We start from the raw sequence: 25,497 nt of genomic DNA, 5'->3' as shown, positions 1-25,497 counted from the left end.
GAGAATTGCTTTTATTTATTTTTCAGATGCTGGAGCACGTTTATAACCGGCATACTTCTCAGATATAGTCTGAGCTTTTTCCGGTTTTAATAAATTCATGATATCAGCAGCATTTTTCTTTTTCATACGACCAAGTATCTCGACCACCAAATCCTCGTCCATCGTCTCAAAGACTTTGGCCGCCTGTGGTGCCTTCATATTGGTGTACATCTGTACCAAGGTATCGACCTTCTGGTCGTCAGCCTTGACGCGGTCTTCAAGCATGCTAGAGATTTTTCCACGCATGTCTTCAAGATCTTTTAAACGCTTATCAAGCTCGATCTTTTGAGCTTGCAACTCTGCCTCTTGGCGATTGAGTTCTTCTTCGCGTGCATCCAATTCTTTTTTTCTATCATTCAATTTGGTCAGATGATCAATTTCATCCGAAGAAAGAGCGGCAGCTCTGGTGTCGACTTCTTTTTCTGTCGGTGCTGCTTCTGCTTTTTTGTCTTCCGCTTTTGCCGCAGGTTTTGCTGGAGCTGTTTCCGCAACGGCTTCACCGGTCAGAGTAATTTCCACTCTTTTTAGGATTTCATCAATCTGTTCATGATTTTGAAAACCCACGACTGCCAACAGTAAACCGATGAATGAAAATCCCGCCATTTTCCAATGAACGCCAGATTTCTTTTTCTTCTTTTTGGGAGCTGACATTTTCATGCGACGACGAATTTGTTGTTCAACGTCTTCAGAGGATAGATCAAGATGCAAGCGAGCGGCCGCAGGATTCTTTTGGAATTTAACTGCTCCACCATTTTCATCTGCGACTTTGCGTGCATTCTTAAAGAACTGATCGTATCCAGTTTTCATCAATTAAGATTCCTTCATTCCTTTGAAGCGAAGAATGGCCTGTTCGTCCATTTCTTTCTGATCCTGAATCTTGCGTTCGGCTTTATATTCCTCGAACTGATTCTCCCGCGTCTTCTCCATAATTTTATAGTCTAGAGCGGCTTGTCGCAAAATTTCTCTCTTGGCCTCGACTATTTTCTCGATCTCGTGAATATTTTGCTCTTGTTGCTGGATGCGAATTTTATGACCTTTTAGGAATTCATGAATCTGTACAAGCGCTGGACCTTGAGCCCCCCCTGCTTGAAGCAGGCTGCCAGCGCGGGCTTGAGCGTCTAGTATATCTTGACGCATTTTATCTAACTTAGTCTGATATTCATTAAGAACAGCTACCGCATCCTGAAAGTCTTTCTGGGCGATGTTTTCAACGACCTTACGGTGTTCTAGAACTTTCTGAAGGGGGAATTTGAATTTCATCACTCACCCCCGATTATGCGTTGATCAGGATCTGCTGAAGCATACGAACCGTGTTGTTAAAGTTCGTTGGGTCTTCGACTCTTTGCTTTAAGAAGTCATTCACTTGATCGATGACCTTGACTGCCTTATCGATCTTTGGATTAGAGCCTGGCTTATAAGCTCCGATGTTAATCAAGTCCTCGGCGTCTTTATAAATGGCCAATGTCTCTTTCAATTTCTGTGCAAGTCGAACGTGTTCGGATGAAGCCACAGCTTTCATAACACGCGATGCACTTTGCATGATATCGATCGCAGGATAGTGACCACGAGCCGCTAAAGCTCGTGAAAGCACGATATGTCCATCAACGATGGAACGAACAGAGTCCCCGATCGGGTCATTCATGTCATCACCCTCTACGAGTGTGGTATAGAAACCAGTAATACTGCCTTCGCCTTCAAAATTACCCGCGCGTTCCAGCAGTTTCGGAAGAGTTGCAAATACGGACGGAGTATAACCTTTTTGAGAAGGTGGCTCCCCCGTTGACAAACCGATTTCACGTTGAGCCATTGCAAAACGAGTCACCGAATCCATCATCAATAAAACATTTTTACCTTGAGCACTGAAGTACTCTGCCATTGCCGTTGCCACATAAGCACCACGCATACGCAGAAGAGGAGATTGGTCGCTCGTCACACAAACCACAACCGAGCGAGCCATACCTTCAGGTCCCAAATCATGCTCGATAAACTCACGCACCTCACGACCACGTTCACCGATCATAGCGATGACGTTGACGTCGGCACTGGTATTACGAGCCATCATTCCCAACAAAACGGACTTACCCACACCAGAACCGGCCATAATAGCGACACGCTGACCAAGGCCCGCGGTTAATGCGCCATTGATAGCGCGAATGCCCAAATCCAAAGGTTGGCGAATTGGCTGTCTTTCAAGGGGGTTACGAATCTCGCTGTATAAAGGAACTTCACGGAAATTTTCTATTTCGCCTTTGTTATCCAAAGGACGACCTAGACCATCCACCACGCGACCTAATAGCTCATCGCCGGCGCGAACAGTGGCAATTTGACGGGAAAGAATAATCTTAGAACCGAGTGCTACGCCTCTCATATCGTTGAGGGCCATCATCAAGACATGCTTGTCTTTAAAGCCCACCACTTCAGCAAGGAACGAGCGCTCCAATCCATTCGGAATGATTTGCACCACACTTCCCACGCTTGCGCCGGGAAGATATCCCTTGATCAGCATTCCGTTAACCTCTGTCACCTTGCCGCTATCGCGGGTCAAGTGGATGGAGTTAACCAAGTCAGAATACTTATCCAGATCCAGGGAGAAATCGCTCATTAACTGGCAACCTTATCTTTCACTTTAGGCATGTTTTCAGAAAGCACAGTCCACAACTGCTCAAGACGTTGTTCAACGCGAGCATCGACTTCGCCATAATTTGTTTCCACGATGCAACCACCAGCGATAATTTCAGCACTTGGTTCAAAGCGGATCTTTTTCGTGAATTCAAGATCACGGCCCGTTTCTTTTTTAAGCTCTTCTAAGAAATCGAATTGCTCTTGAGAAACATGAACAGTGATTTGTTCTTCGTCCTGCGCCAATGCAACGGCATCACGCAATATCTGAATCATAGCATCGTTATTTGTTGCTAGCTCAGCCTTAGCTAAACGACCCGCCATTTTATAGGCTAAGGTCACCAAGTGATTTTCATTGAAAGAAGTCAGATCTTTTTTTAATTCTTTTACACCCAACAAAAGCTCATCTAGCCCTTGCATACGCGCTATAATCTCTGCAGAAACTTTTTCGAAAGCCTCTTTACGACCTTCTTCCAGACCCAAATTATAGGCTTCTTGGTAGGCTTGCTCTTGAATTTCCTTAAGTTTATCTAAGGCCGCAGCTTCGATTTTTTCTTCTTCATCTACACGCTCGACTTGATCCACGCCCGTTTGAACACGGATCGCATCATTCATGCGGAAATCAGAACCACGTTTTTTTTCAGTCAAATACTGCATGGCCTGCGATGGAGTTCCCAGTTCAATTTTAGCTGGCACGAACTCCAATACAGTTTTCTCAGCAACTTCCTTTTTAAGGACAGCCTTTGTATGCGCACCCGGGCCTTGCTTAGAACTATTAGACCATTGCATCTTCTGAACCACCTCTTGCGATCATAATCTTGCCTTCCGCCTCTAGGCGACGAGCAGCATTGACGATCTCTTGTTGAGCGCCTTCGACGTCTGATAGACGAGAAGGTCCCATGTTCCCAAGGTCTTCGCGTAACATCTCTGCCGCACGAGCGGAGATATTTTTGAAGATTTTCGTACGAATCTCTTCGCTGGACGTTTTGAGAGCCAAAAGAAGTTTGTCGTTCGGTACTTCTTTGAGAAGCGCTTGAATACCACGGTCGTCGATTTTGCTGATATCGTCGAAGACAAACATAAGTTTGCGGATCTCTTCGGCAAGAAGAGGATCTTTTTCTTCCAAACGAGACATGATCGCTGTTTCCGTGTTTTTGTCCATAACGTTGAGCATTTCTGCCACCGGTTGAACGCCGCCAAGGGCTGCTTGTTCGACCGTTGCTGTATTGGACAATTGGTGTTTTAACACGCGGTCGATCTCACCGATCAACTCTGGGTCAACGTGTTCAAGGTTCGCCATACGCAGAACAACTTCAGCTTGAAGTGCTTCTGGAAGACGTTTCAAAACCTCTCCTTTTTTCTCAGGCTCTAGGTGAGCCAAAATAACTGCCACAGTCTGTGGATGTTCGTTCACTAAGAACGTCGCCAAAGATTTTGCATCCACCATCTCCAAAGATTCCAATGAACGAGAGCCACCTGTTGTGATATTCAAACCACCCAGGATACCTCTGGCACGTTCTTCACCCAACGCGTCTACGATAGTTTCCTTCGCAGAGATCGATTCGGAGAAAATGTAATCTTCAGTTTCAGAAATCATTTCATAGAACTCTTCAAGCACACGTTTTGTTACGTGGACTGGAACGACACGCAACTTACTCATTTGATTGATAAGTTTGCGGATATCCGCGTCGTCCATACGACGCAAAAGAACCTTAACTGCATCCTTACCAAGGTAATTGATAAGGATCGCCGCTTTGTCGAAACCTTTGAGTTGTTCGTACTCAATATGGTCAGATTTTTGCAGTTTCATTAAGAATCCTTCCTAACCAACCACATGCCGAAAGCATTGGCTGCTTTTTCTTCATCACGACCCATAGTGGCCATAATACGATCTTTCAACAATTCAGATTCAGCTTTCTCAGGGTCAATAGATTCCTGCAATACAGGAAGAGCCGTCGACATACCCGGAAGCGTATTATCCACCGATTGCAATTCTTCAAGTTCTTCGATAGTACGTGGAAGCATTTCCTCAACAGAGTCTTGGAAGCTGTCTGTGATCCATTGCATGAATGGACGAACCACGATGAAGAAGAACAGAGCCAAGGAGAAACCCAGCAAAGCCCATTTGAACAAAGCGTGGATCAATTTTTTACGCTCAAGCGTCGTCAGGATTTTTTCCGCTTCGGAGAAATCTTCTGGTTGGAACTGGATCGTTTCAACTTTAACAGAGTCACCGCGAGCCGCATTGAAACCAACTGCACCCTTGATCAGGTCTTCGTACTTTTTAACTTCTTCAGCCGAACGGGGCTGCCACTTGGTCTCTGTCGTACCGTCGTCTTTTTTAGTTGTAACGGCCACACCGTCAACAACTACTGCGATACTTAAGCGCTCTAGGTTACCCGCAGTTTCGCGGATGTTGCGCACAGTTTTCGGAACTTCATAATTAATTGTCTTCAATTCTTTTTTAACGTCTTGTTTGAAACCAACTTGGCCCGAGCTGTCTTCAGCACCTGGAATGTTGGAACGAGAACCCGGAACCCCAGCGGGGTTCGTACGAGCACCATCCAAAGATTCCTCTTCAGATTGTTGAGAACGAATCGCTGTTTTATCTGGATCAACAAGTTCTTCAACAGAAGAGATCACACGGTGATTCAAAGTCGCATCAACTTTAGCTACGACTTTAGCGTGACCGACAACTTTCGAAAGAATGTCTTCGATACGATCTTCGAAATCTCTTTCAACTTTTGCTTTCAGATCCAATAATTCGTTAGAACCACCTGTTGAGCCATCTGAAGTACGAGTCAAAACTTTACCGCGTTCATCAAGAACCGCGACTTTATCTGCATCCATACCTTCAACAGCATTGGCAACTAGGTAACGGATACCACGAACTTGGTCCGCAGTAAGTTCTTTACCAGAGTGAAGTTCAACAACAACGGACGCAGAAGCTGAACCACCCTCTTCAAGGAATGTTTTTTTATTTGGAAGAGCCAAGATAACTTTAGACTGCTTTACCGCTGTCAAAGTGTTGATTGCTCTCATCAACTCACCTTGCAAAGCTCTTTGGTAATTGATTTTTTGAGCATAAGAGTTCACACCAAAATCTTGCTTATCGAAAAGCTCAAGACCGATGTTACCCATTTTTGGAGAACCGATTTCAGCCATCAACGTCATTTGCGTTGAATGCAGAAGTTCTTTAGGAATCGCTACTGTTTTACCACCATCACGCAATTGGAACGGAATGTTCTTTTCGTTCAATTTAGCAACGATAGAGGAAACTTGTTCGGTTGGGATGTTCGTGAATAGAGGAACGTAATCTTTGCCCGAAGCCATGAATAGCATCGTCAATAGAGCCACTACCGCAATAAGAGTTACGGCAACAACTGAAAGTCTTTTGGTTGGACCCAGATTTTTAAAGAACTCACGAAACTGGACAACCAATCCACCAAAAATTTTATTCAAAGAATCCCTCCGGGGCTTTTCGCTTCGGCTCCGCCGAAGCACTCGATCACTCTGTTTGCTTTAGGTAATTATATACTAAAAACTAAACTTGCATCTTCATGACTTCTTGATACGCATCAATGATCTTGTTGCGCACTTGAACCATTACGCGCAAAGCGATATCCGCTTTTTCTGCAGCAATCATCGCTCCAGCGACATCGTCTGTTTTTCCTGTAGCAATGTTTTGTGCAAATTTGTCTGAAGACTTTTGCAACTCATTCACGGAACTAACAGCATCTTTCAAGGTGTCAGCGAAGCTCTTACCGGATTCTGATGTGTTACTTAGTGGTGTCGTCTCTCCCGAGATGGACAGTGACTTTGAGTCACGCAGATTTCCTGTCTCGAGGAATCTGTTGGCATTTGATACAGTAAACCCTTCCATGGCTTTACTTCTCCTTGTACTGAGTACTCTAGAAATTATATTCTAAACGTTCTAAAAATTCCTGCTTTTTCAACCTAGTCTAGGAACTATCTTCCTATCTCCAAAGCACTCATAGCCATATCTTTTGACGCTTGCATGGCCGATACGTTGGCCTCGTAGGAACGCGACGATTGTATCATATTGGTCATTTCTTCCATCAGATTGATATTCGGATATGCGACGTAACCCTCTGGATTTGCATCAGGATGATCCGGTTCATATTTCATTAGCGGAGCTTTGCGATCAGAGACGACATCCGTCACCTGGACTCGTTGCATATTCCCCATAGGGTCTGTGCCTGTCACGATTTCGCCGAAATTTTTAGCGTCAGGCATAGACTCGAACACGACGTCTTTCCTGCGGTACGGGCCGCCCTCAGGGGTCTGGGTGGTATTGATATTTGCGATATTACTCGCAATCGTATTCATGCGCATTCTTTGCGCTGCCATACCACTGCTACTAATTCTCATCCCAGTTAAAAAATCAGCCATGACTTACTCCCGAACATCCTGTTCGACTATCGACCTTCAGAAGCCGCGTACTTTAACGCTGCCATTTTTTTATTAATCAATTGAAGAGCCGTTTTGTACATGATGGCATTCTCTGACAACGCCGACATTTCTTTCTCAAGATCCACAGTGTTGCCGTCATTGTTAACAGCGCCCTCTGGATTTTCATAAATATCAGGACGAGTCTTAGCCACCGAAACACCACCCAATGCAAAGTGATCACCACTTGTTGCACTTAAGGCATTCATGCCATCCATGTTCATCGAACGAGACAATGCCTCTTCGAAATCCATTTTTTTAGCGTGATAACCAGGAGTCTCTGCATTCGCAATATTCGAAGAAGTAATATTATTGCGAAGCTGCCTCATACGCATTGACGTTGCGAGGCCGTTTAACGTTTTATCGAAAATATCACCACTCACGCGACACCTTCTTCCCTGTATTCGTTAAGTTTATTCCTTAAAGTTCTGATACTGATTCCAAGCATTTGAGCCGCACGGGTGCGGTTCTGTGCCGTCAACTCCAGGGTCTGAAGAATCAGACGCTTTTCAACCGCAGAAAGGGACATTCCCGGCGCAAAATCTGATGCCGTTTCATCCTGCACAGACTCAAATTGAATAGAAGCGACTTCAATGACCTGGCCTTTAGTCAGAACCACCGCACGCTCTATAACATTTTCAAGCTCACGAATATTCCCCGGCCAATTCCAACCACTTAAACGAGCATACGCATCAGCAGAAAAATGCAACCCAGAACGACCGTGCATAATTTGAGTTACTTCTAAAATGAAACTCGCGATCGTCGAGAAATCGTGAGTACGGTCCTCAAGGCGAGGAACTTCCAACTGCACGACCGCAATTTTGTAAAACAGATCCTGCCTGAATTGTTCTTGTTTCACCATGGCACGTAAATCACGACGGGATGTAGAAATAAAACGCGGACGAGTGCCATCCGTTCTTTCGGCTAGCTTCATCAGCTCCGCCTGCACATGTGAAGATGCGCAATCTAAGTCTTCAATCAAAAGGGTGCCGCCATCAACTTTATCAAAGTTGAAGCCACCAGCGTTTTTGCATTCAAGAACTTGAATTTTTCCCGAACGACTTTTTGAGTAGATATAACGGGCAAAACTTGTTTTACCTACACCCGCTTCACCGACGACAAGCAAACTCGCTTGTGTTGCAGCTAACTGCAAACCCAATTGCTTTGCTTCATTCATTTTTCTGTCTTCGATGTTCAAGGCATCAAAATCAAAATACGACATCCTGTCCTACTCCTACTTGCTTTCCTGCTTATCAGCGGCCATTGCCGGAATTCTTTGAATATACTTTTTATAACCGTCTCGCCACTCGGAGTTCTTTAACTGCTCTTGCGCAAGATTTTTCCAGAATCCACTTTTTTGACCTTTGAATTCGTTCCAAACCTCGGCTGCTTTTTGAACTTCGCCGCGATTAAAATAAATTTGTCCCAGCTTATATCTGATGGAAGAAAGAGGTCTTGTATCCTCGTATTGTTCCAAAAGATTTTTATAAGCGCTGATTGCCTTGTCCTTCTGGTTCGACTCCATGTAGACGTTGCCCATCATTTCTAATGCTTTGGCATGAACCACCGGAGAAACTTTTTTAGAATCTGTCATCAGCTTGTCGATCATGCTTAAAGACTGAAGGGCTTCGTCCTTTTTGTTCTGCTTCAATTGTAGCTCAGCTAATTTTAAGTAAGGCTCAGCTACCAGTTCTGGCTGGCCTTTCCAAGTTCTTAGCAGCTCGCCCAAATAACGGATTGCAGAGTCTGTGTCGCCACGTCTTTCAAGCAGTTTCACAGCAATACCCACACGTTCGATCTGGTCATTTTCATCCAATTTTTCAGGATTCTTGATGTTCTTAAGATATTCGTAAGCTTGATTATATTTTTGCTCATTCGTGGAAACCGCAGCCAGACGAAGATTCAATTCTTCGACAGATGGAACTTCCTCTTTCACTGCAATTTCTTTGGCTTCAGGTGTACCTTGCAAAGCATACACACGATTCAGTACTTCTTTATAATAACGCTCGGACTCCACGGGAGTTCCAGCCATTTCAAAGGCGCGACCTACGTTGAATTTCGTATCTAAACGGTTGGAGTTTTTCAACCAGTTGTCAGCGTATTGACTGTGTGTTTTCAAAGCGCCGATAAAGTCGCCTTTCTCAACTTGGTCATCCAATTTTCCATTAATGTTAGCGATAATTCTGCCGGTCAATAGCGGAGCATCTACAGAACCTGGATGTTCTTTATAGTACTTAGATAACAAGTTAACAGATTTATCAAACTCACCACGCTGAGAATAACCGTCAGCCACCATCACAGTTGCGAATTGTTCCATATTCGGAAGATCGACTTTTTTCGCAAGCTCCATGATTTCTTTAACGGCGTTAGCGGTCTCTTTAGGTTTCATGCCCTTCATACGAGCACTTAACAGACGCAAACGAGCAATAACGGCACTTGGAGTTTCACCGTAACGGAAATAAGTCTCAAGATATGCACCCATCACGCGAGATTTATCTGCACCCAAGATATCCAACAACTCTCCTAACCGAGTCATCGCATAAGGAGCATGATCACTTGATGGGAATTTCTTAATGAACTCACGGTACATATCCAAACTTTGTGGATACTGCTTCAAACCAAACATTGATTCTGCTTGGTTATAGAAGGCATTGGGATAGGAGTTCTGACCCTCTGGGTATTTCTTTAACGCACTTTTGTATTCATCAACAGACTTTGCATAGTTCTTAGCACGAACCCATACGTCGCCTTTGCGGTAAGCTGCTTCAACTTTTAGATCACGGTTCGTCGAATTTTTTTCAACACTGTCATACTGAGCAATGGCGTCGTCCCATTTGTTCAGGCGCATGAAAGCCAAGCCCATACCCATACGAGCCAAATCCTTAGAAATGGAATCTTTACCGCCGAAGTTTTTGTTTTCGATATGTTCTTTGAATAGACGAAGAGCCGCTAAGTTGTCACCACGCTCAAGAGTCAGGTAACCAACCTTTAAAGACGTTCTTTCAGACAACGGAGAGGTTGGATATTTTTCGATGGCTTCTCTATATTTTTGAATGGCCTCGTCAAAAAATTCCATTTTTCCGCTTTGTTTATACAAAGCAAGATTTACGTCCCCCGTCATGAAATCGATGATTTCGTTGTATTCAGATTGCGGATACTTTTCTTGGAACCAATTACGCGTCTTCAAATAGACGGCGTAACGTTCCTTTTCGAACAGTGTTAACAACAGACGTGCCTGTTTGTTTTCTTCTGTGGATTTGGGAGTAATTTCGTAAATCGTCGGAGTGATCTTCAACTTTTCCCATTGAGTCACAGGCGTTTCCAGCATTGGGAAAGTAATATAGTAGTTATCCTTCGAACGGATGATCGATTCTTCTTTAATATCGTAAGGCTTGATAGAAAAGCGTTCGTAGTTTGGATCGCCACCATCAAAGATACCCGCTTGAATTTGATCTGCTTGGGCAACGGTAGGTCCTGCATTCTTTATTTCTAATGCATCCGATGTCGCGGGCTTGCGATTAGTTCCAGTTTTTGTTTTCGCTACTGGTTTTACAGTCTTAGGGGATTCTTCAACCTTTGCGGTTTCGTCTTTTTTCGCAGGCTCTTTAGCTGTAGCTTTTGCCATGCTAGGATTCAAATAAAAATCCATGATCAACCGCGAAGGCTGATCTGTCAGATAATCGAAAGTATCAATACTTTCTCCAGCTAAAGTGAAGGAGATCACAGATTTACCGTCGGCGCCTTGAGCGTCGACAGTTACATTAGTCACCATATCACTTTTAAAAGTGCTCAGGGATTTCACAGTGGATTCATCAAGAGCAGGAACAGTCATACGGACGATAGTCTGGCCTTTGACGTCCAAACGCTTCACGTCGTAATCCCAATTCTGCTGACCCAGTAACTCCAAATGCACAGTATCGCCTTGGAAGTTAATGAAGCCATTCACTTTACTATTCGCTGCAATAGCCACTAGACTAAAGCAAAGGCATCCTGCCAAAATTACGTTTCGCAAGTTGTTCACTCCTAGAACCCCTTTTCCCTGCAGTGTGCTTTTGCACATACGATGCCAGCCTTGTAAAGGTCTATTGGCAAATAGGTTCTAGATGGGCAAAATGTTTCATAGAATTATTGTCAGGCCTGACAAAGCGATGACAGCGACTTAGGTCTGGATTGAATTTGTTGGACTGAATTTTCCCTTAGAAGATTCCGATAGATAGGCGATATGAGAAACCACTTCAAATTAATCATCATGAGTTTACTTCTTGGCAGTTGCGTATCGGTGGAGCTTCCCGGTGGCAAGGTAACATCCGCGAAAAATGTGGAGTTCTCAGAACCCAGCGAGCCTTTTCAAAAAATCAAATCTAAAAGTGCTGATCGTGCATGGCAGAGTTCAAAAACTGGAAACACCATTTCCTATATTTCTGAATGTGGCAGCACCTCAGACGCAAGTCTGCAAACTCTAGAAACAGATTCTTTGAGTGCGCTTAACAAACTTCAGATTTTAAAAACCGAGACTGCGACATATAATGGACGTGAGTCTCGTCAGTCTGTTTCAGCAGGAACAATCGATGGCGTGCCAGTGGCATTGGCGTTGGTGGTCTTTAAAAAGAACGGCTGCAACTACACGCTGAGCTACGGTGGGGTCGAAAAGCAATTCAATTCGGAACTTCCCGTATTTGAGTCTTTTAAAGCTAATTTCAAGGCTCCGTAAATGCTTCAAGCACTTCTACCCCTCACTCATTTCACGATCGAGATCTTCCACTTCTTAGGTGGGATTGGTCTTTTGACTCGTGATATTTTCAAAGAGCTTACAACGACGAAAATTTACTGGCGTCTGTTGGGCGAGCAAATTTATCAAGTCGGCATCCGCTCTGCCCCCCTTATTGTGGTGACTGCAGTTACAATTGGTGCGGTGATGTCCCTGCAATTCGGTCTGGGCCTGGAAAAGTTCGGTGGTAAAATGTACGTGCCAAAACTTTTAGCCGTAACAATCTTACGCGAAATGGGTCCGATGTTCACAAGCTTAATGCTGGCGGCTCGGGTGGGCGCCGGTATCGCTTCTGAAATTGGCTCGATGGTTGTGACTCAGCAAGTGGATGCGATCCGCGCCTTGGGCACCTCGCCGATTCGTAAAATCGTTATTCCTCGCGTTCTGGCCTGTTTGATTACTCTGCCAATTCTGTGTGCTGTAACGAATGTTGTAGCGAATGCGGGTGGCTTGTTCATTGGTGCCGTTGAGCTTAAACTGGATCCAAGCTTTTATCTTTTGAAAGTTTTGTCGACGTCTTCGCTGGGTGACTACGTTTCTGGCTTCGGTAAAACGTTCTTTTTCTCTTTGTTTATTTCGATACCCGCTTGTTACTTCGGTTTGAATGTTCAAAACGGAACCAAAGAAGTCGGTATTGCAACGACAAAAGCCGTTGTGGTTTCTTCGATCTTGATTTTGATCGGTGATTTCTTTTTATCAAAACTTTTCTGGATTGTGGAGAAAGCCCTATGAGCCAAAAGCCGCAAGCCTTTATTGAAGTTGTTGATTTCCATAAGACCTTTGGCGATAAAAAAGTTCACCAAGGAGTGAGCTTTTATGTGCGCAAAGGCGAATGCCTGGGTCTGATTGGTGGATCTGGTACTGGTAAGTCCGTTCTGCTGCGCACATTGGTGGGATTGGAAAAACCTGACAAGGGCACAGTGATCGTTGATGGCACTGAAATTCAAAGCATGTCAGAAAGCCAACTGATCGATATCCGTAAAAAAGTCGCCTATGCCTTCCAGGGCGGGGCTCTTTTTGACTCGATGACTGTTTATGAAAATCTAGCTTATCCTCTGAGAGAACATTTTAAATTCTCTGAACAAGAGATCGCTAATCAAATCAAAGCCCAACTAGAAGAATTTGGTTTGGCACCAGGCACAGAAAAACTTTATCCAGGTAATCTGTCCGGTGGTATGCAAAAGCGCGTGGGACTGGCCCGAGCGATGATGATTCATCCGCAAGTGGTTCTGTACGATGAACCGACAGCTGGTTTGGACCCGTATAATACCAAAAAGATCCAGGAATCTATTTTGAAATTAAAATCCAAAGGGATGACTTCGATTTTAGTCACCCATGATATGCCCACGGTATATGCTGTGTGCGACAAAGTCGCTTTGCTGCAAAATGGTCGTATCAGTGAGCAATACACCATCGACACCTTGAAAAAAGAACCAAGCGGATCGATGACAGAATTTATCAACGGAGAGAGTGCGTAATGGAATCATCAAACAGCACACAAGTAAAAGTCGGAATTTTCTTAGCGATTGGTATCGTGATCATTCTGGCTTCGATTTTTTTCATCGGTGGCGAAAAATCGGTTTTTAAATCCTATGTGAACCTTCACGCACACTTTGACCAAGTTCAAGGTTTGGCTGAAGGAAGCGTAGTCTCTTTATCGGGTGTGACAATTGGTAACGTCCAAAAGATTGAATTCTTGTCAGAGAAAAATGCCCTTGATGTCGTTATGCGCGTGGATAAAGACTTTCTGCCGCGCTTGCGCGAAGGCTCTCAAGTTGAAATCCGCACACAAGGTGCCTTGGGGGACAAATTCGTATTCATCATTCCCGGTGATCCACGCAATCCAGAAATCAAAGACGGTACAATCTTAGAAGTCGCAAAGCCAACAGACTTGATCGGCGTTATCTCTGAGCGCGGCAGCGAAGCCGGAAAACTATTCGACGTCATTAACGAAATGCACCGAGCTGTGAAAGCGATGAACGACAACAATCGCTTAGGGAAAATCATGGCAAACTTTGAATCAACATCCGCCAACCTTAGCAAAGTCAGCGGTGACGCTTCACGAGTGATGGGCCAGCTAAACGAGGGCAATAGCGGTGAAAAACTTAAAAATACCATCAACAAACTTGATGCCATCATCGCTAAAGTAGACCGTGGTGAAGGAACCCTGGGCGCCCTGATCAACGACCCAAGCATCCACAATCAGTTAAAAGCGCTGCTCGGCGGAACTCAACGCAAAAACAATGTGAAGAGCTTGCTAAGAACATCGATCGAAAAAGAAGACTAAATAAAAAAAGCCTGTTGATGAAACAGGCTTTTTTTATCCCGAATTTAACCCGCAAAAAAAATCGAGGTACGTTGAGAATCCGCAAGTCCGCAAAGGCCTTTGGATTGCAATTATATTCCCTGTCGTACCCATTTTATGGGTCAGGAGGAATATATGCCATTTGGTCCTCAGACAAACCGCGCTCGCCGTCAGGGTGTCTTAAAATTAGACACAGGTTTGCGTCTGGCTATGGCGTTCATCATCCCTCTTGTTTCGTCCGTATCAGCCCATGGCGAGGTTAATGCCTGCAGCCAACTATTCAGCTCTTCCACTCGTGATGAGCGTGCTCCTTACTATGATATCGCCCTAGAACGCGCGATGACTAAATCCGTTCGCGAATTCAGTGATACGGATGGACTTTCCACGAAAGACCTTCAATATATCGTCGAAAAAGTATACCGCGAAGAGGAAGGCCCCACTTACAAGCTGGCTGATTATTATAAAATGACCGCTCAAGAGCGTACGGAAAGTGCCTTGGCCCGTATGGTGGGCGAAAAAGTCACTCACATGGGTTTAATTGATTACTTCCACAGTGAAGGAATCTTGCTTGATAATTCCACGTTGATTTCAAAAATCACAACACTCAATCGCTCCCCGATCACGAATATGATTTCTGGTATCATCGGTGCCACAGGTATTCCCAATGGCCACCTCCCGATTTTGTTGCCTGACGCCTATATGAAAATCAAAGTTGAGGACATGACAGTGTTGCTACTGCGCGGACTTGATTCGAAAGAAGGTCGCGAGATCCTAAATAAATACCAAATCTCTCAGGAAGTTTATCGTGGGTACGCGATGTTCAATCGCTATTACACTCGCGTCGCGATGGCCGTGGTATTCGTGGTACTTTGGGAAAAAGGCGACGATTTCTTTAAAGAAAAACACGATGAAGTACTAAAAGATCTTTGGGTAAAAGTTCTTGAAGAGCTTCATCTTAAAAAAGGAAAAACGGCATGAGAAAATCATTAGTGCTTTTATCCTTACTGGCATTAGCGGCCTGTGCAGAAGGTGGATTTCAGTCCCCGCAGCCCATAGCAACAACTGCTAAAAAATCTGCCAGCACGACCAGTGATACAATTATCGGCGGTGAAGTCGTACAACCGGGCAGCGATGTTTCTAAGATGGTTTTGTCATTTAAGTCTTTGCTTCACCCTTTGGATAACCAAACAGGTCATCAAAAAGTTGCAATCACTCAATGCACAGCCTCTGCGCTTACTCGTCGAATCGTTTTGACGGCGGCCCATTGCTTGAATGGTGAAAATCCCAGCTACGTTGAAATCATGGAAGGTACTACGGTCACAACAATCCCTGTTGTGAAAACGACCGTGATTGATGAATTTAAAACAGACGCCTATGCAGACATCGCCTTGGCCGTCTTAAAAGAAGACCTTCCAGCCAGCACAATCACTGTTTCTATTCCCAATCCCGACATGCAAATCGATTTACAGAAATTGGATTTGATCTCGGCCGGTTATGGTAAAGACACCGATGCCCCAGGAGCGGACTTGAAAGATGGACTTGGCGTATTACGTGTGGTCCTTTTAAAAATTTCTGGCTATGAGTTTTCAGATAGTAAATTCTTAGTCGATCAATCCAATGGCAAAGGCTTTTGCCAAGGTGATTCTGGCGGTCCTGGTTTATTTAAACATCAGGACAAATACTATGTAATGGGTGTCGCTTCCAAAACGGTTTTCCCTGAGGAACACAAATCCTCTGAAGCAACCATAGCAACTTGTAGCTTCCGTGGTGCTTACGTGAATTTGCTAAAGTTTAAAACTTGGATTGAAAAAACAACGGCCACTTTGACAGCAGAAATTGAAGCCAGTACAAGCACGACCGCGACAGAGACGTCCGAGCCAATGATCGCAGCCGATCAAAAACTAGACGATTAATCTTCTGTATCTGGCGCCAAGCGCTGGATCATCTCTTTGATACCCAATTGGTCGTCTTGAGGAACTTCATGGCGATCCAGGGTGAACTTGATATAGCGAACAAAGTTATTCTCAAATTTTTCGTTTATGGTATTGCGGATTTGATCCTTCAAAAAGATCATCTGCTGCATCCACGACGAATTTCTAACCCAAACATACAGAACACCTCGTTGGAAACCCACGGGCTCTGCATTTTTTGCAATCGTAGGACCCACAACTTCTTCCCATTTCGCCCATAGTTTCCAGCGCATAAACTGTTCTGACAATGGCGACTTGCCATTTTCAAAAAGACTCTGTAGGACTTCAGATCCTAGAGTGAGCTTGCGCTTTTTATTTTTAGGGTTGCTTGGATCGTCTTTATTCATGCAGGTCTAAGCTAGCAAAGGATTCGACAAAAGATGACTAATATCACACCAGATCAAAAAATTACCGTGGTTGGCGCGGGGCTCGCGGGCTCTGAATGCGCATTACAGCTTGCTGATATGGGCTATAAGGTCGTTCTTTGCGAGATGCGTGATAAAACAATGACCCCAGCGCATAAAACCCACAAATTTGCGGAACTGGTTTGTTCCAATTCATTCGGAACATTGAACGAAATTTCCGCTCCCGGCCAATTAAAATGGGAGGCCGAACATTTAGGTTCTCACATCCTAAAGCTCGCTAAAGAGGCTGCAGTGCCGGCCGGTCAGGCATTGGGTATGGACCGCGAGGTTTTCTCCCAACTGGTTACCGATAAAGTCAAAAGCCACCCGAATATCGAAATCCGCAATGATGTGATTAAGTCTTTGAACGATGTTCCTCGCCCCGCGGTTATCGCAACAGGTCCATTGACTCATGACGAGCTGGCAGAAGACCTACGCAAACATTTCGGTGACGAGTTCTTGTATTTCTTTGATGCCATTGCGCCGATCATCGATGCCGAATCCATCAACACAGAAATCGCTTGGAAGGCTGACCGCTGGGGCAAAGGCACGAACGATTACTACAACTGCCCCATGAACAAAGAGGAATACAATAACTTCATCCAAGCGGTTATTGATGCTAAAAAAATTGAACCCAAGGATTTTGAAAAAACCGAATTCTTTGAAGGCTGCATGCCGATCGAAGTGATGGTGGATCGTGGTCCACAGACGTTGCGCTTTGGTCCGATGAAACCAATTGGTTTGGATGATCCTCGTACGAACCGTTACCCATGGGCTGTTGTTCAATTACGCCAAGACAACAAAGAAGGCACAGCTTACAACATGGTAGGTTTCCAAACCCGTATGGCTTATGCTGATCAAGTCCGCGTTTTCCGCATGATCCCGGGTCTTGAAAATGCAGAGTTTCTAAAACTTGGCTCCATTCACAGAAATCTGTTCATTAATTCACCAAAGCGATTGAACAAGGATCTTTCCTCTAAGAACGATCCTTGGCTATTCTTTGCAGGTCAAATCACAGGGGTTGAGGGTTACTTTGAATCCACTTGTGTGGGCCTGATGGTCGCGAAATTCTTGGATCAAAAACTGAAAGACAAAACCTTCGCGCCTCCCCCAAGACCCTCTGCATTTGGTTCTTTGCTTGAAGCCATCACTGATGAAAGCCGCGCGGAGCACTTCCAACCGACAAACATCAATATGGCGCTGCTTCCGCCACTGGCTGAAAAAGAGCGTGACAAAGAGACGCGTAAGAAAAAACAGATCGAGATTGCCCGCACAGCAATACAGTCTTGGATTTAATGTTCCCGACTGCTTAAAAACACTGGGAGGATTATTTTACTTTAAGGCATGATGTGGATATGCGCCTTTTAGCTTTGATATTCCTCTTTATTTTTGCGGGGATTGATAAAACCCTGGCAGTCACTCCCCCGGCCACTTGCATGGGATCTTACAAAGTGGCTGTTAACGAGTCAGAGCCCCTTTATTTCCAGCCGGAAAATTCGCGCGATTTTGTAGGTGTCAGTTTGGATACTGTGAATGAACTCAGAGCGCGCACAACCTGCAAGTTTGCAACCATTCCGATCAATCGGTCCCGTTTGCGATCTGAATTAAGATCGTATCGTGTCGACCTCGTCGTGGTCACGGTTCAAAACCCCGTCTTTGACGAGATTGCCAACTTCGTCCCTATTCAAAAAGTTCAGCGCCAAGCATTCACCTCTAAGGCGATCGCAAACGAACACAAAACATTTCAGGAGATGATTGATGATCCGAAAGTCAGTTTTATCGTCCTGCCCGCTGCAGCGTTCTTTTTTACTTCAGAGGAGATTAAAAAACTCAGGAAAGCCGAACGCTTTATCACAGCACCTTCGCTGCAGTCTTGCTATCAGACTTTGAAAAAGACTCCCCATGGAGCTGTCGTTCAGAATGACTGGGTTCACAAATATTTCGAAAAAACGCAATCCTTGGTGGGCTATGAAACCATCCCTGATACGAAAAATTTTTTCGATATTGGAATTTACTATCGCGATAAAGAAAGAGTCGAAGATATTCAGGTGATCACTCAAGCCTTGAATGACATGGTCAAAGACGGAACTTGGCAGAAGATCACCGACAACTATGCCGACTTTAAAACTCCTGCCCTTATCAAAAAGTGAAAGTTATTTCTTGCAGAACTGATCTGGCTTGATCTTCGTGCCTGGCACACACATGTCGATCCATTGGTTTTTATCGTTCGTCGAGTACGCATAGAACCAAACCAACTCGTCATTTTGTGAAGTGAAAGAAACTTTGTGTGGCATCGCTAACGGAACTTTGCCATTCACCGAATAACACCAGCCATACGCACGCATCAGAGTATCGGAAACAACTTCAACCGCATCCAAACCGACCGGGGAATCATTTACAGAACTGATTCCTTCAGCAACACCCGTGTAGTTTACTTTGTTCGCATCAAAAATCTGAATCGTGTTGTCACCCACGGATTTGCTCAAATCAGCTGCTGCAGTTCCCTGGTACAGAGGCGTTTCAGAGCACGCCCCGATAACTTTCCAAGTGATAGCATTTGCAGAAAAAGGCGCGGCAACAAATAGAATAGCTAAAATTGTTTTCATGGAAATGTACATACCCAGAGGCCTGCGACCACGCAAACCTGCCGCCAGGATATTGAAAACTCTTCTATTTATGTAGACTATTACGCGAGCTCGATTTGGCCTGACTTAGGATCCAACTCCGCGGAATGGGATCGCTTTAGTTTGAAATCCAGTGTGGGCAAGTCCACGACCGGTTTGAAGTGAGAGCGGCAACGAGCTTCATAAGCCTCGTGAGTGCCCACTTGAACTTGGCCTTCTCCCCCTGCCGTACGCTGTGTGCGGCAAGCCGGTGCTCCGCAAACTACGCAAACCGCGTGTTGCTTGGTTACGTTTTCAGCAATTGCCATCAAAGTCGGCATCGGTTCGAAAGGTTTGGCCTGCCAGTCGGTATCCAGGCCGGCAATCACCACGCGAAGACCGCGCTCTGCCAGATCCTGAGCCACCTGAACCAAATTGTTAGAGAAGAACTGACCTTCATCAATCCCCACAACTTTCGTTTCAGGTTTTAGATGGTCCCAAATATGTTCAGCATCTTCAATTGGAGTGGAATCCATTGTCGTGAAGTTATGAGAAGTAACCGCCATTTCATTATAACGTTTATCGATAACTGGTTTGAAAACTTGAACTGGCAAACGTGCGAACTCAGCACGACGCAAACGACGGATTAACTCTTCCGTTTTGCCGCTGAACATAGAGCCAACGATCACTTCAATCCAACCACGAGTTACTACATATGAAAATTCAGACACGAGAAATCCCCTCAAAATGAACCGGACAAAGCATCGGACGGGGGCGAAAAAGTGTCAAATGATTGCATTGCATTAAAAAATTGAGGAAAAAAAGCGTTGTTACCCGCGCGCATCAAGGGCTTGGGGATACTGAATTTTTTTCTGAAACGACGCCAAAAACGGCATTTTTTCATATTTGAAACCCTCATGAGGGTGCTTATTGCTTGCGCAAGCGCTGCGCCATCAGGTACTCAGCCCGAACACTATGGGTAGGGATTTAAGATTAAGACAGAAATTCAAACAGTTCTGCGTCGTCGGTGGATTGGCAGCAATGACGTTCTTTATGAACGGTTGCGATGCTATTTACTGGGACGAACAAGACAGCCTGACCCGTGTGCAGAAGCAGGGTGAGATCACGGTCCTTACCACGCAAAATCCTCTTATATATAGTAAGAGTAAAAAAGGCGAAACCAGCGGAATCGATTACGACTTGATCCAAAACTTCGCCAACCACTATCGCCTTAAAGTAAAATTTAAAATCCTAAAGGATGAGTCTGCGGTTCTCAGAGCCTTATCCAAAGGTGAGGGCGATGTCGCAGCGGCCCGTTTCCGTACTCCTGAAAATCGCGTGGGCTTTTTGACCGGCCCGGCTTACGAAGACACGACTTTAAGTCTTTATTGCCAGCGCAACTCCCAGATTGCGAACATTCAAGATCTTGCGGGGAAAAGCGTGGCCCTGCTTAAAAAAGATAATTACGAAGGCTTTTCACAACGCCTGACTCAGTTAAGCCCAACAACGAAAATTGAACTTATTGAAAACTCTCGCACTCAGGATCTGCTTATGCAGCTGAACAGCAAGAAGTTCGATTGCGTGATCTCTGAGAACGTCAGCGGCGATTTTTATGTTCGTTTCCATAAGAATATCGAAAAGATCACTTCATTGACTGACTCTTACTCATTAAGTTGGTTGCTGACTCCTGACAGCCAAGATCTCGCTCGCTTGATGCAAGCTTGGTATCAGTCAGCTTCGCGTGAAGACAGCGTGATGCGAATCATGGATCGCTATAAGACTACTTTAAACCAGCTTGATAAAGCTGACATCTCTCGCTTTTTCAGAAATATCGAAGAGATTTTGCCAACTTATCGCCAAGCTTTCAAAGAAGCCGGTGTTGAGCACGGACTGCCATGGCAATTGATTGCCTCTGTGGCTTATCAAGAATCCCACTGGAATCCCGATGCGCGCAGCTTTACCGGGGTTCGCGGTTTGATGCAATTGACGTTGGACACTGCTGACCACGTGGGAATCGATGACCGTACGGACCCCTTGCAAAGTATTTGGGGTGGATCGAAGTACTTAAAATATCTTTTCGATAAAATGCCGCGCACTTTGAATTCCAAAGACCGCATGGCTTTAGCGCTGGCTGCGTATAACGTAGGTTACGCTCATCTTCGTGACGCTCAAAAATTGGCAGAGAGCATGGGACGCGATCCTTACTCTTGGCGCCATATGAAAGAGATTTTGCCTCTGTTGGCAGATCCGGATTACACAGAAAAATTAGAATACGGTTACGCCCGTGGGTACGAAACTGTTGAGTTCGTTGAGCGCGTTAAGTCTTTCTATAGCTTAATGTCTGCAGGCTAAATTTCACTCTCTCTTTTCGAGGAATCTTGTTAAGGTTTCTTGATGATCGCAATCGTATTTCGCAAATTCATTATGTACCTTGCCGTTCTGTCGACAGGATTGTTTGCGGGATTCACGATGTTTTTTTCCTTAACAGTTGGTCCGGCGATGAAAGAACTTTCGCCCATTAGCTTTCTTGAAATATTTCGGTACGATCGCGACGCATTTGATCAGAACGTTTTGTTTCTTTATATCGTCATGGGTGTGTCGACTGGAATATGGCTTCTTTGCTGGATCCGCCGTTGTCGCATGGTAGATTTCTATTTCGTATTAGGAGCATTCCTTTGCGTCTTACAGGAAATCTTTTTGTCTTACTTCGGTCACTATCGCATCAACACTTTGCTCAGATCCTTTGCGGAAACTCGGACCTTAGGGGGAGAAATCTATGGTCTGCGCGAAGAGTGGGTATATTTTATGAACTTTCACTTTGCGACAAACCTCCTGGGATTTTGCTTAATCTTAGCTGCCTTAAGAAGAGCGGGTTCTGGCAGAGACACACCAAGAAACAACTTCCTGGCATCAACTCACAAAAAAGAAAACCCATGATTTTCGTCATGGGTTTCTTCGTTTAAAATTTAGTTCGAAACTATTCAACAGTGACGGACTTGGCAAGGTTGCGTGGTTGATCCACATCGTAACCCAAGTTCGAAGCCAAGTGATAACTCATCAACTGCAATGGAATCACAGTTAAAATCGTATTCACTGTCCAGTGAGCTTTTGGCAATGCCAAATAGTATTCACTGATACCGCGAAGCTTTTCATTTTCACCCGTACCGATAGAGATAATCTTACCACCACGCGCGCGAGCTTCCTCAAGATTGCTGATCGTTTTTTCGTACCAGTGATCAGTTGGAGCCACCATCACGATCGCCATACGCTCGTCGATAAGCGCCAAAGGACCGTGCTTCATTTCGCCGGCAGCATAGCCTTCAGCGTGCATGTAAGCCAGTTCCTTCAACTTCAAAGCACCTTCCATCGCGATTGGATAGCTTGTGCCACGACCCATGTACAAGAAGCCACGGAATAGCTTCAACTTAGCTGCTGCTTCGTCAAAGTATTTGTCGTATGCCAGAACGCTTTCCATTTGTGCTGGAGTTGCTAGCAAACTTTGAACAAGTTCTTTTTCTTCCTTAGCTTCCATCACGCCGCGGCTGCGAGCCATTGCCACGGCCACACAGTTCAAAACTGCCAGCGTCGATGTAAATGCTTTAGTTGAAGCAACACCGATCTCCGGCCCCGAGTTCATGTACAAGTGACCGTGAGCTTCACGATCGATTGTCGAGTTGCGCACGTTACAGATACTCATAGTCGTCGCGCCCGCTTCTTTAGACATACGAATCGCAGCTAGGGTATCCGCCGTCTCGCCCGATTGAGAGATCGTCATCACCAAAGTCTTTGGCGGGATCACTGGATTGCGGTAACGGAACTCAGAAGCCACGTCCACTTCAACGGGAATACGCGCCAACTGTTCAATCAGGTATTTACCAACAAGACCTGCATAGAAGCTGGTACCGCAAGCGATGATAAACACGCGGTCAATGCCTTTGAACACTTCCTGAGTTTTTGCCCAATCTGTATTTGCATCAAGCTCTTCCAGTTTTTGAACAGGCTGACCACCGAAACCTACGTTTTTCAAAGCCACCGTGAAAGCTTCTGTATTCACGTGGGGTTCAATTGCAGCAGCCACCGCACGTGGTTGCTCATAGATTTCTTTTAACATGTAGTGAGCATAGCCTTGTTTTTCGACCATCTCAGGATTCCAGTTAAGCTCAACAGATTTCTTTTGGATCGGGAAACCATTTGCGGAGAAGAACTCCACCTTGTTGCCTTTGATATTCGCGATCTCGCGGTCATCCAAGTATACAAAAGTTTTTGTGTACTGGATTAACGCCTGAACGTCTGACGCAACGAAAACTTCGTCCTTACCCAAGCCCACAACCAAAGGTGGGCCATCTTTAAAAGCGATCAAGTGATCAGGTTCTTTATCCCACATGACCAGGATCGAGAATGCACCACGCAACTTCGTCAAAGTGCTTTCAACAGCTTTGTATAAATCCTTGGTGATTTCGATTTCATTTGCGATCAAATGCGCAACCAACTCAGAGTCTGTGTCGGACGTGATCTCTGCACCTTGTGCCAAAAGCTCTTCACGGATATCAAGGTAGTTTTCGATGATACCATTGTGAACTAAGTTAATGCCGCGTACTTGGTGAGGATGGGCATTGCGCTCGGAAGGTTTACCGTGAGTGGCCCAACGAGTGTGACCGATCCCCAAGTGACCGTCAAATTTTTCACCCACAAGCTTTTCTTCAAGATTTTTCAGCTTACCTTGAGCACGAACACGTTTCGTCGTGCCTTTATCCAAGATTGCAATCCCCGCGCTGTCATAGCCGCGATATTCAAGCTTTTTTAAACCACTGATAATGATGTCTTTAGGACTTTGAGGTCCCAGATAACCAACGATTCCGCACATAACTCACCTATTAACTTTCAGTCCTAATTACTTATTTTCAGTTTCCGTTGCGACTTCCGTAGCTTTCACCACGTAGTTTTCCTTCGTAAACTGTTTACCACGCGCGACTGCCAAAGCATTCGCCGGTACGTTTTTTGTGATTGTAGAACCCGAGCCAATCACCGCATCGTTGCCGATTTCAATCGGAGCCACGAATTGAGTGTCACTGCCCACAAACACACGATCACCAATTTTAGTTTTATATTTCTTTTTATCAGCGGCGTAGTTGCAAGTTATAGTTCCGCAACCCACGTTCACTTCCTCGCCGATTTCCGCGTCACCCAAGTAGGTCAAATGACCTGCTTTAGATTTTTTGCCGAATTTAGTTTTCTTCATTTCCACAAAGTTACCCACGTGGGCTTCTTCGAAGATTTCCGTTTCAGGACGAAGACGAGCGTAAGGTCCGACAGAAACCTTGTTGTGAAGTTTTGAACTTTCCAGATAGGTCCCGCCACGCACTTGGACGCTGTCACCAATTTCGGTATCAGAGATGAAACAGTTAGATTCAATCACGCTGAAAGAGCCAATCTTTGTACGCCCCCGCATGAACACATTTGGATAAACCACCGTGCCTGCGCCAATTTGTACGCTTTCCTCGATGTAAGCTGTACGTGGATCAATCATCAACACGCCTTCTTCCATCAAACGCAAAGCTTTACGCTTAAATAACAAACGAGTCGCTTTAGCAAGCTCAACCTGATTGTTCACACCCAATGCCACTTTAGGAGTGGATTTGATCGCTTGAACTTTCATTCTGTCGTTAATGCACATCGAGATCAGATCTGTGATGTAGTATTCTTTTTTAGAATTATTGTTTTTGATTTGTGGCAAGTACTCAGCCAATACCGAAGCTTTCGCGATATAAATCCCTGTATTGATCTCACGAATTTTCAGCGTGTCGGCGGAAGCGTCTTTCGCTTCAACAATAGCAACCAAGTCACCACGGTTACGTACGATACGACCCATTTCTCCTGGGACTTTTACGTCAGCTGTTACCACCGCCAAATCACATTTTTCATCGCGGAAGATGCGAAGGAATTCTTTAACGTCAGAAGCCTCGATCAAAGGATGGTCGCCGTTCATGATAACAACGTCGCCTTCGATAGTTTCTGGTTTTGCGCAACGTACTGCGTGCGCCGTCCCCAATTGTTCGTCTTGAGCGTAACAAGTAACACCCATTGGCTCCACCACCTGACGAACCAGATTTTGGCCATGACCAACGATCACGCGCACTTCGCTCGCGCCGGCGCCTTTAGAAGCTTGAATGACTTTTTCAATCATCGGGCGACCCGCGACCGGGTGAAGAACTTTTGGAAGGGGTGACTTCATACGTGTTCCCTTACCAGCGGCTAGGGCGATCACAGTCAACTTGTCGGTAATTTTCGAGGTCGTATTACTTGTGGCATTTCCTGACAT

The 25,497-nt window shown here is 45.1% G+C and carries 26 protein-coding genes; 10 read left to right on the top strand and 16 right to left on the bottom strand.

Going from position 1 to position 25,497, the window contains the following annotated elements; all coding sequences use genetic code 11:
* Positions 1-15 precede the first annotated feature (15 nt).
* The 11 genes from B9G69_RS17020 to B9G69_RS16970 all read right to left on the bottom strand — a co-directional run bounded on the left by B9G69_RS17020 (position 16) and on the right by B9G69_RS16970 (position 11,149).
* The gene (locus B9G69_RS17020) at positions 16-846 is read right to left on the bottom strand and encodes a MotE family protein (RefSeq protein ID WP_088615638.1); all 831 of its coding nucleotides are present in this window, start codon (positions 844-846) and stop codon (positions 16-18) included.
* Between the two features lie 3 nt (positions 847-849).
* Positions 850-1,299 (bottom strand): flagellar export protein FliJ, encoded by a 450-nt coding sequence (gene fliJ / locus B9G69_RS17015; protein WP_265437860.1) that lies wholly within the window; start codon positions 1,297-1,299, stop codon positions 850-852.
* A gap of 13 nt (positions 1,300-1,312) precedes the next feature.
* Entirely contained in the window at positions 1,313-2,641 is a 1,329-nt protein-coding gene (locus B9G69_RS17010) for a FliI/YscN family ATPase (protein ID WP_088615640.1), read from the bottom strand.
* Positions 2,641-3,447, bottom strand: a complete 807-nt coding sequence (locus tag B9G69_RS17005) for a FliH/SctL family protein (protein ID WP_088615641.1) — start codon at positions 3,445-3,447, stop codon at positions 2,641-2,643. Before B9G69_RS17005 ends, B9G69_RS17010 begins: the two co-directional genes overlap by 1 nt.
* Entirely contained in the window at positions 3,434-4,468 is a 1,035-nt protein-coding gene (gene fliG, locus B9G69_RS17000; protein ID WP_088615642.1) for a flagellar motor switch protein FliG, read from the bottom strand. Before fliG ends, B9G69_RS17005 begins: the two co-directional genes overlap by 14 nt.
* Complete coding sequence (fliF, locus tag B9G69_RS16995) at positions 4,468-6,120, bottom strand: flagellar basal-body MS-ring/collar protein FliF (RefSeq protein WP_265437859.1); 1,653 nt, start codon at positions 6,118-6,120, stop codon at positions 4,468-4,470. Before fliF ends, fliG begins: the two co-directional genes overlap by 1 nt.
* 82 nt (positions 6,121-6,202) lie before the next feature.
* Positions 6,203-6,541 carry a flagellar hook-basal body complex protein FliE gene (gene fliE, locus B9G69_RS16990; RefSeq protein WP_088615644.1) on the bottom strand — a complete coding sequence of 113 codons (339 nt, stop codon included), beginning with the start codon at positions 6,539-6,541 and terminating at the stop codon, positions 6,203-6,205.
* An 86-nt stretch (positions 6,542-6,627) separates the two neighbouring features.
* Positions 6,628-7,071 (bottom strand): flagellar basal body rod protein FlgC, encoded by a 444-nt coding sequence (gene flgC, locus B9G69_RS16985; protein ID WP_088615645.1) that lies wholly within the window; start codon positions 7,069-7,071, stop codon positions 6,628-6,630.
* 26 nt (positions 7,072-7,097) lie between these two features.
* On the bottom strand, positions 7,098-7,511 hold the full coding sequence (flgB, locus tag B9G69_RS16980) for a flagellar basal body rod protein FlgB (RefSeq protein ID WP_088615646.1): 414 nt from the start codon (positions 7,509-7,511) through the stop codon (positions 7,098-7,100).
* A complete protein-coding gene (locus tag B9G69_RS16975; RefSeq protein WP_265437858.1) occupies positions 7,508-8,350 on the bottom strand; it encodes a sigma 54-interacting transcriptional regulator in 843 nt (280 codons plus the stop codon). The genes flgB and B9G69_RS16975 overlap by 4 nt, the downstream gene beginning before the upstream one ends.
* Positions 8,351-8,362: 12 nt before the next feature.
* Positions 8,363-11,149, bottom strand: a complete 2,787-nt coding sequence (locus B9G69_RS16970) for a tetratricopeptide repeat protein (protein ID WP_254916889.1) — start codon at positions 11,147-11,149, stop codon at positions 8,363-8,365.
* A 228-nt stretch (positions 11,150-11,377) separates the two neighbouring features.
* On the opposite strand from B9G69_RS16970, the gene B9G69_RS16965 reads away from it, so the two are divergent.
* The 6 genes from B9G69_RS16965 (at position 11,378) to B9G69_RS16940 (ending at position 16,114) form a co-directional block, all read left to right on the top strand.
* Positions 11,378-11,839: a hypothetical protein gene (locus B9G69_RS16965; RefSeq protein WP_254916890.1), complete on the top strand. Its 462-nt coding sequence runs from the start codon at positions 11,378-11,380 to the stop codon at positions 11,837-11,839.
* Positions 11,840-12,628: an MlaE family ABC transporter permease gene (locus B9G69_RS16960; RefSeq protein ID WP_088615649.1), complete on the top strand. Its 789-nt coding sequence runs from the start codon at positions 11,840-11,842 to the stop codon at positions 12,626-12,628. It begins immediately after the preceding gene.
* Positions 12,625-13,374 carry an ABC transporter ATP-binding protein gene (locus tag B9G69_RS16955; protein ID WP_088615650.1) on the top strand — a complete coding sequence of 250 codons (750 nt, stop codon included), beginning with the start codon at positions 12,625-12,627 and terminating at the stop codon, positions 13,372-13,374. The genes B9G69_RS16960 and B9G69_RS16955 overlap by 4 nt, the downstream gene beginning before the upstream one ends.
* Complete coding sequence (locus tag B9G69_RS16950) at positions 13,374-14,183, top strand: MlaD family protein (RefSeq protein WP_088615651.1); 810 nt, start codon at positions 13,374-13,376, stop codon at positions 14,181-14,183. Before B9G69_RS16955 ends, B9G69_RS16950 begins: the two co-directional genes overlap by 1 nt.
* Positions 14,184-14,336: 153 nt before the next feature.
* Complete coding sequence (locus B9G69_RS16945; protein WP_265437857.1) at positions 14,337-15,179, top strand: hypothetical protein; 843 nt, start codon at positions 14,337-14,339, stop codon at positions 15,177-15,179.
* Entirely contained in the window at positions 15,176-16,114 is a 939-nt protein-coding gene (locus B9G69_RS16940; protein WP_088615653.1) for a trypsin-like serine protease, read from the top strand. The genes B9G69_RS16945 and B9G69_RS16940 overlap by 4 nt, the downstream gene beginning before the upstream one ends.
* Here the strand turns inward: B9G69_RS16940 and B9G69_RS16935 are convergent.
* The gene (locus B9G69_RS16935; protein WP_088615654.1) at positions 16,111-16,518 is read right to left on the bottom strand and encodes a DUF721 domain-containing protein; all 408 of its coding nucleotides are present in this window, start codon (positions 16,516-16,518) and stop codon (positions 16,111-16,113) included. The genes B9G69_RS16940 and B9G69_RS16935 overlap by 4 nt on opposite strands.
* A gap of 33 nt (positions 16,519-16,551) precedes the next feature.
* Here B9G69_RS16935 and trmFO point away from each other — a divergent pair, with 33 nt between their 5' ends.
* Complete coding sequence (gene trmFO, locus B9G69_RS16930) at positions 16,552-17,871, top strand: methylenetetrahydrofolate--tRNA-(uracil(54)-C(5))-methyltransferase (FADH(2)-oxidizing) TrmFO (protein ID WP_088615655.1); 1,320 nt, start codon at positions 16,552-16,554, stop codon at positions 17,869-17,871.
* A 59-nt stretch (positions 17,872-17,930) separates the two neighbouring features.
* Positions 17,931-18,725, top strand: coding sequence for a transporter substrate-binding domain-containing protein (locus B9G69_RS16925; RefSeq protein WP_088615656.1), 795 nt, complete (start codon positions 17,931-17,933; stop codon positions 18,723-18,725).
* A 3-nt stretch (positions 18,726-18,728) separates the two neighbouring features.
* Here B9G69_RS16925 and B9G69_RS16920 read toward each other — a convergent pair whose 3' ends face one another.
* Positions 18,729-19,181: a DUF4430 domain-containing protein gene (locus tag B9G69_RS16920; protein WP_254916891.1), complete on the bottom strand. Its 453-nt coding sequence runs from the start codon at positions 19,179-19,181 to the stop codon at positions 18,729-18,731.
* A gap of 80 nt (positions 19,182-19,261) precedes the next feature.
* Positions 19,262-19,909, bottom strand: coding sequence for a thymidine kinase (locus B9G69_RS16915; protein ID WP_088615657.1), 648 nt, complete (start codon positions 19,907-19,909; stop codon positions 19,262-19,264).
* A 199-nt stretch (positions 19,910-20,108) separates the two neighbouring features.
* Between B9G69_RS16915 and mltF the strand changes: the two genes are divergently transcribed.
* Together mltF and B9G69_RS16905 are read left to right on the top strand one after the other, a co-directional pair.
* Positions 20,109-21,530, top strand: a complete 1,422-nt coding sequence (gene mltF, locus B9G69_RS16910; RefSeq protein ID WP_254916892.1) for a membrane-bound lytic murein transglycosylase MltF — start codon at positions 20,109-20,111, stop codon at positions 21,528-21,530.
* 42 nt (positions 21,531-21,572) lie between these two features.
* Positions 21,573-22,115, top strand: coding sequence for a DUF1772 domain-containing protein (locus tag B9G69_RS16905; RefSeq protein ID WP_088615659.1), 543 nt, complete (start codon positions 21,573-21,575; stop codon positions 22,113-22,115).
* A 40-nt stretch (positions 22,116-22,155) separates the two neighbouring features.
* Here the strand turns inward: B9G69_RS16905 and glmS are convergent, their stop codons facing one another.
* Positions 22,156-24,042, bottom strand: coding sequence for a glutamine--fructose-6-phosphate transaminase (isomerizing) (gene glmS / locus B9G69_RS16900; RefSeq protein ID WP_088615660.1), 1,887 nt, complete (start codon positions 24,040-24,042; stop codon positions 22,156-22,158).
* 27 nt (positions 24,043-24,069) lie between these two features.
* Positions 24,070-25,497 (bottom strand): bifunctional UDP-N-acetylglucosamine diphosphorylase/glucosamine-1-phosphate N-acetyltransferase GlmU, encoded by a 1,428-nt coding sequence (gene glmU, locus B9G69_RS16895; protein WP_265437856.1) that lies wholly within the window; start codon positions 25,495-25,497, stop codon positions 24,070-24,072.

Origin of the sequence: Bdellovibrio sp. SKB1291214 (assembly GCF_002209355.2) — a bacterium.
Classification (GTDB): domain Bacteria; phylum Bdellovibrionota; class Bdellovibrionia; order Bdellovibrionales; family Bdellovibrionaceae; genus Bdellovibrio.
This window is presented reverse-complemented; position numbering and strand designations above follow the sequence as displayed.

Excerpts from the sequence above, each read along its gene's own strand:
- B9G69_RS16960 (WP_088615649.1), top strand. The coding sequence starts at position 11,840 with ATGCTTCAAGCACTTCTACCCCTCACTCATTTCACGATCGAGATCTTC.
- B9G69_RS16935 (WP_088615654.1), bottom strand. The coding sequence starts at position 16,518 with ATGAATAAAGACGATCCAAGCAACCCTAAAAATAAAAAGCGCAAGCTC.
- B9G69_RS16975 (WP_265437858.1), bottom strand. The coding sequence starts at position 8,350 with ATGTCGTATTTTGATTTTGATGCCTTGAACATCGAAGACAGAAAAATG.
- fliJ (WP_265437860.1), bottom strand. The coding sequence starts at position 1,299 with ATGAAATTCAAATTCCCCCTTCAGAAAGTTCTAGAACACCGTAAGGTC.
- fliE (WP_088615644.1), bottom strand. The coding sequence starts at position 6,541 with ATGGAAGGGTTTACTGTATCAAATGCCAACAGATTCCTCGAGACAGGA.
- trmFO (WP_088615655.1), top strand. The coding sequence starts at position 16,552 with ATGACTAATATCACACCAGATCAAAAAATTACCGTGGTTGGCGCGGGG.
- B9G69_RS16925 (WP_088615656.1), top strand. The coding sequence starts at position 17,931 with ATGCGCCTTTTAGCTTTGATATTCCTCTTTATTTTTGCGGGGATTGAT.
- B9G69_RS16965 (WP_254916890.1), top strand. The coding sequence starts at position 11,378 with ATGAGTTTACTTCTTGGCAGTTGCGTATCGGTGGAGCTTCCCGGTGGC.
- B9G69_RS17020 (WP_088615638.1), bottom strand. The coding sequence starts at position 846 with ATGAAAACTGGATACGATCAGTTCTTTAAGAATGCACGCAAAGTCGCA.
- B9G69_RS17010 (WP_088615640.1), bottom strand. The coding sequence starts at position 2,641 with ATGAGCGATTTCTCCCTGGATCTGGATAAGTATTCTGACTTGGTTAAC.
- flgC (WP_088615645.1), bottom strand. The coding sequence starts at position 7,071 with ATGGCTGATTTTTTAACTGGGATGAGAATTAGTAGCAGTGGTATGGCA.
- glmU (WP_265437856.1), bottom strand. The coding sequence starts at position 25,497 with ATGTCAGGAAATGCCACAAGTAATACGACCTCGAAAATTACCGACAAG.
- fliG (WP_088615642.1), bottom strand. The coding sequence starts at position 4,468 with ATGAAACTGCAAAAATCTGACCATATTGAGTACGAACAACTCAAAGGT.
- B9G69_RS16945 (WP_265437857.1), top strand. The coding sequence starts at position 14,337 with ATGCCATTTGGTCCTCAGACAAACCGCGCTCGCCGTCAGGGTGTCTTA.
- B9G69_RS16955 (WP_088615650.1), top strand. The coding sequence starts at position 12,625 with ATGAGCCAAAAGCCGCAAGCCTTTATTGAAGTTGTTGATTTCCATAAG.
- B9G69_RS16905 (WP_088615659.1), top strand. The coding sequence starts at position 21,573 with ATGATCGCAATCGTATTTCGCAAATTCATTATGTACCTTGCCGTTCTG.
- B9G69_RS16950 (WP_088615651.1), top strand. The coding sequence starts at position 13,374 with ATGGAATCATCAAACAGCACACAAGTAAAAGTCGGAATTTTCTTAGCG.
- B9G69_RS16920 (WP_254916891.1), bottom strand. The coding sequence starts at position 19,181 with ATGAAAACAATTTTAGCTATTCTATTTGTTGCCGCGCCTTTTTCTGCA.
- B9G69_RS17005 (WP_088615641.1), bottom strand. The coding sequence starts at position 3,447 with ATGCAATGGTCTAATAGTTCTAAGCAAGGCCCGGGTGCGCATACAAAG.
- glmS (WP_088615660.1), bottom strand. The coding sequence starts at position 24,042 with ATGTGCGGAATCGTTGGTTATCTGGGACCTCAAAGTCCTAAAGACATC.
- B9G69_RS16940 (WP_088615653.1), top strand. The coding sequence starts at position 15,176 with ATGAGAAAATCATTAGTGCTTTTATCCTTACTGGCATTAGCGGCCTGT.